Source organism: Acinetobacter pollinis (assembly GCF_015627175.1).
Lineage (GTDB): Bacteria > Pseudomonadota > Gammaproteobacteria > Pseudomonadales > Moraxellaceae > Acinetobacter > Acinetobacter pollinis.
This window is the reverse complement of the sequence record NZ_VTDQ01000071.1, coordinates 1-4,685: the sequence shown is the minus strand read 5'-3', so window position 1 is coordinate 4,685 and position 4,685 is coordinate 1. Positions and strand designations below refer to the sequence as shown.

4 protein-coding genes are annotated in these 4,685 nt (G+C 31.7%); 1 reads left to right on the top strand and 3 read right to left on the bottom strand.

The features are described from left to right. Positions 1-642: glycoside hydrolase family 28 protein (locus tag I2F23_RS13545; RefSeq protein WP_215728605.1), on the bottom strand; the 642-nt coding region annotated here is incomplete at its 3' end. 259 nt (positions 643-901) lie between these two features. Then, positions 902-2,101 carry a glycoside hydrolase family 28 protein gene (locus I2F23_RS13540; RefSeq protein ID WP_195773095.1) on the bottom strand — a complete coding sequence of 400 codons (1,200 nt, stop codon included), beginning with the start codon at positions 2,099-2,101 and terminating at the stop codon, positions 902-904. 140 nt (positions 2,102-2,241) lie between these two features. Between I2F23_RS13540 and I2F23_RS13535 the strand changes: the two genes are divergently transcribed. Continuing rightward, positions 2,242-3,240 (top strand): pectate lyase family protein, encoded by a 999-nt coding sequence (locus I2F23_RS13535; protein ID WP_228285417.1) that lies wholly within the window; start codon positions 2,242-2,244, stop codon positions 3,238-3,240. 997 nt (positions 3,241-4,237) lie between these two features. Here I2F23_RS13535 and I2F23_RS13525 read toward each other — a convergent pair. Beyond that, positions 4,238-4,685: hypothetical protein (locus tag I2F23_RS13525; protein WP_195773093.1), on the bottom strand; the 448-nt coding region annotated here is incomplete at its 5' end.

Sequence of the window (4,685 nt, the reverse complement as noted above, 5' to 3'; positions counted from 1 at the left end):
GTATGTAACAGTGACATTTCTTGAAGAAATAGGATCAATACCATCTGTATTTCTGGCATTTGCAGGTGTATTAATTGTCGTATCCCAAACAGTTAGGCCGTTACTTTTGTAGAACACAACATGAAAGTTTGGTGAGTTATTTAAGGTGATTTTATAGAGTGTAATATTCTGACTATTATTAATCTGAATCAAACGAGGCGCATTTTGCTTGCCACTACGTTTTGCTTTCTGAGCTAAATCCCACCAACTGGTCATTTTATCATTAAGTACTTCACCGCCTTGCCCATCAATAATACCTTCACCATAAATTCCAGCATTATTAGAATTTTTGAATGTAATTAATGCATTACATCCTTTACCATCATTATTGATTGTTCCACATGTTTTTTTACCATTATCAAATGCAGATGCGTTATTAATCGCCTTTAAAGTAACACCTTTATCTATTAATAAACTTACCCCAGATGGCATATTTAATGCCCCCGAAAGGAAGATATTCATAGATCCATTACTTGAAAGCCTTACAGCTTTACCCGGACTACACTTATCTAAAGCGCGTTGAATATCAGCTGTAATTAGATTATTTCTTGCGTATACAACTGAACAAGTTTCTGGATATTCAGGCTCTACTACATTGCGCATATCTGCAGCGGAAGTGAGAGTTGGTAAAAAAGACGATAAAATTGAAATAGGCAAGAGAAAAGAAAACTGAGAGAAAGAAAAAGTCATAACAACCTTAATATTAGTGTAAAATGTGAAATAAGTCGCATTTTATGTTAATATATTTTATATTTTATTTATGTATATTTTTGTACTTTGTTTTATAGGAGCAAATACCGTCTATTTGCTCCTTTTTTTATTTATAACTATTGAACAAAATTTCTAATAATTATTAGAAAATCTACTTCTTAATATTTGCATTAATTACTTTCCAAGTAATGTTCGTAGGAAGATGCATATCTATCATGGTCGCCTGCAGTGGTTTAGCGGCATTTGTGCCATTGAAAATAATAGTAGAGTTTCCTTTTACCGTAATATCGTTATAAGTAATATCATGCCAATTTGCTTTTGTAGAACCTGATTTATTTTCATAAATCGTATCCATCATAATCGCATTTTTAACATTAGACATAGTGACATGATTATAGTTTACAGCTGCTACTTCTCCCGAAGCAGACTTATCACTTTTAATTCTTAACCCATTGTCTGTTCCACTCATTATCAAACCATTAACGTCTATATTATAAATGCCATCAGTTGTTTCACTACCTATTGATAAACCGTGACCTGAGCCAAAGTTATTTTGTATGAAGCTCATATCTCTAGAGAGACCGCTATTAGGATTGGCTTTAATCGCAATATTGTCATCGCCAGTACTAATATTGCTGTATGCAACAGTGACATTTCTTGAAGAAATAGGATCAATACCATCTGTATTTCTTGCATTTGCAGGTGTGTCAATTGTCGTATACCAAGCAGTTAGGCCATTACTTTTGTAGAACACAACATGAAAGTTTGGTGAGTTTTTTAATGTGATTTTATAGAGTGTAATATTCTGGCTATTATTAATTTGAATCAAACGAGGCGCATTCTGATTGCCACCAGCCTTTGCCTTTTGAGCTAAATCCCACCAACTGGTCATTTTATCATTAAGTACAGCACTACCCTGTCCATCAATGGTACCTTCACCATAAATACCAGCATTATTAGAGTTGTTGAATGTAATTAATGCATTACACCCTTTACCATCACCATTAATTGTTCCACATGTTTTTTTACCATTATCAAATGCTGATGCATTATTAATCGCCTTTAAAGTAACACCTTTATCTATTAATAAGCTTACCCCAGATGGCATATTTAATGCACCCGAAAGGAATGTATTCATAGACCCATTACTAGAAAGCTGTACAGCTTTACCTGAACCACATTTATTTAAAGCACTTTGAATATCGGCTGTAATTAGATTATTTCTTGCGTATACAACTGAACAAGTCGTAGGATAGTTTGGCTCGATTACATGTCGTGTATCTGCAGCCGAAGAAAGAGTGGGGAGAAGTAAAGAAAATATAGAAAGAGGTAAAAGGAAAGAAAGTTTCATAAGTATCCCATTTAAAAAATATTGTGAATCACGTCACATAAAAATATTAAATACTTAAATCATTAACCTTACATTAAAATAATATATGATTATTTGTTTTTTGATATATTTCACACTTTTATAAATTAGAGTGAATTATTTTGAATAAAGTCTTTGTTACGTTTGCATGTACTCTGATCACAACGATTTGTAGTGCAGCTAATTATCCTGTCACAAATTTGAATAAGTTAACTGGGTTTGCGCAACAAGCCCATGTCACTGGTGGCTCAGGTGGAAAAGTTGTCATTGTAAAAGACATCTCAACCTTAAAAAATGAATTACTTGGTAGTGAAGCAAAAACTATTGTAATTGAAGGCCAAATAGGTAGTAATTCTAAACAGATCTTGGTTTTTGGAAGTAATAAAACCATCGTTGGTTCATTTAATAACTTAAATGTTTTGAATAATATTTATTTAGTTTCTTCTGCAAATAGCTCGAATGTTATTTTTCAAAACTTAGTTTTTAAGCATGATCCTAAAATTCGTGGTAATGGAGATATACAGCTTTATATTGCTTCTGGAAATAAATATTGGATTGACCACTGCTCATTTGTTGGACATAAATGGAGTGTAAATGATGGTAGTTTAGATAAGCTTATTCATGTCGGTGAATCAGCAGATTACATCACTATTAGTCACTCTTTATTTGCAAATCACAAATATGGTTCGATCTTTGGCTATTCTATGAAAGGATATAATTCTAAGTATAATGGATACCCACGTATGACCTTATCGAATAATTATTATAATAATATTAATGTTAGATCGCCGGGTCTTATGAGATATGGTTACTACCATTCATATAATAATTATATTTCGAATTATCATCTTGGTTATACGTTAGCACAAAATGCAAGGCTTCTTTCTGAAGCAAACTATTTTGAATCTGGCTATGAAAAAGGGATTGTTGATGATAAAAAGGAAAATACCTCTTTTACAGATGTTAATAGCTATCCTAGCAGTATAAGTAGCTATTCTAGACCAGCATCATGGAAAGTCCCTTACTCTTATAGAACACAGACTGCTAGTTTCGCCAAGAACTGGGATATGAATTATTCAGGTGCTCAGGCTTCTTCAGGCAAATTTGTTTATCCGTATTAAAAAACTTATGGGCAGGGATTACTTGCCCATTAAATTGAATACCATAAATCTAATTTTTAGAATATGTATCATACATATAACAACCTAAGTTTCTTTGAAAAGATTTAAAAAACATTAAAGTCTTCTTTTCAACAAAGATTGTTACAGAATGCATTTCAAAACTTACTTTATTATATTTTTAACCCAAAATCAGATTGTATTAACTACTATCGCATCAATATATGCTTATTAAGAAGCCATCTTTCTATTTTTATATGTAGTATAAAAGAAGCTTCTGTCGCATTAAGATTTTAATGATGAAAAATATATACAGATATTCATGTTATCCAAATAATTGATGGAATAGTCCATAAATCGACTAAATTCATGGTTAAAATTAAACTGTCATTTTCTGACCATATGTATTTGCTCTATTCTTGATAAAATAACTTTTGCTGTACTCAGTTTTTTAAGTCCTAGCATGGCTCTGACTCGATTTTTAGTAAAACGATGATCTTGTTCAATTACACTTGTTTTGTCTAATCGTAATAGATTTGAATGGAATAAAACCAATATTGAAGCTGTCTACAGCTTTTTTAATTTTATCTGCTGATAACTGCTTTAATTATTTTATTTCTAAATAGACTGATCTGTCTATTTTTCATAAAAAAATGCTCAACCAAAAGACTGGTTGAGCATACAAAAACTAAAAATCGCTAGAGGGTGAGCCAAATCACTTGACTAAGTTCAGTATCATTGATAGGACTCATATTTAAAAAGACTTTATATATATAACTAAAAACGCTTAATAAAATTATATAAAAACATAGTTTATGTGATTAAAGTCATGTTTTTTGTGATTTTAAGATTATTTTTTACTCATATATTGAGTGTTTTTTCACCTCAAACTATACAGATCATTCTGGTTGTTTAATAAACATTTAACAGTTTTTTATTGCTAAAATAATTTATTTTAAATTTATTCATCGGATTTTTAACTTGTTTTTTCTACCCTATTTTAGTCAATTCCTAGTTCTTGATAGTCTTTATCATGAGATGTTTTCGGCTGAGGACGTTTTTTAAGTGTTGATACAACCTCTTCTACATAAGTTTCATCTCTCATTTGTCTTTCTTTGCATTCGACATCTTGAGCAAAGCTCTTTTCTCTGAGCATCTCTTCAGTTTGAATAACGCAGGTGCGTAAGGTCTCTATCTTTTTATTTAACTCTGTACGCTCAGGCGGTAACTCAAACTGCCTTTGATATAGATACTGTTCTGCAAGACGACACATCTGGATATTTTCAGCAACGTGATTACGGACTCGTGCAAATACCTGTTCAGGTTTAAAGGTTTGTAGTGCCTCGGTTTGTTCATCTAAGAAAGCTTCATGACAATTGTTGACAACCAATTGTTTAAGCAGCACGTAAAAAGGAGTACTTTTATACGTTTCAGAGATTTCTTTAAAC

Excerpts from the sequence above, each read along its gene's own strand:
- I2F23_RS13540 (WP_195773095.1), bottom strand. The coding sequence starts at position 2,101 with ATGAAACTTTCTTTCCTTTTACCTCTTTCTATATTTTCTTTACTTCTC.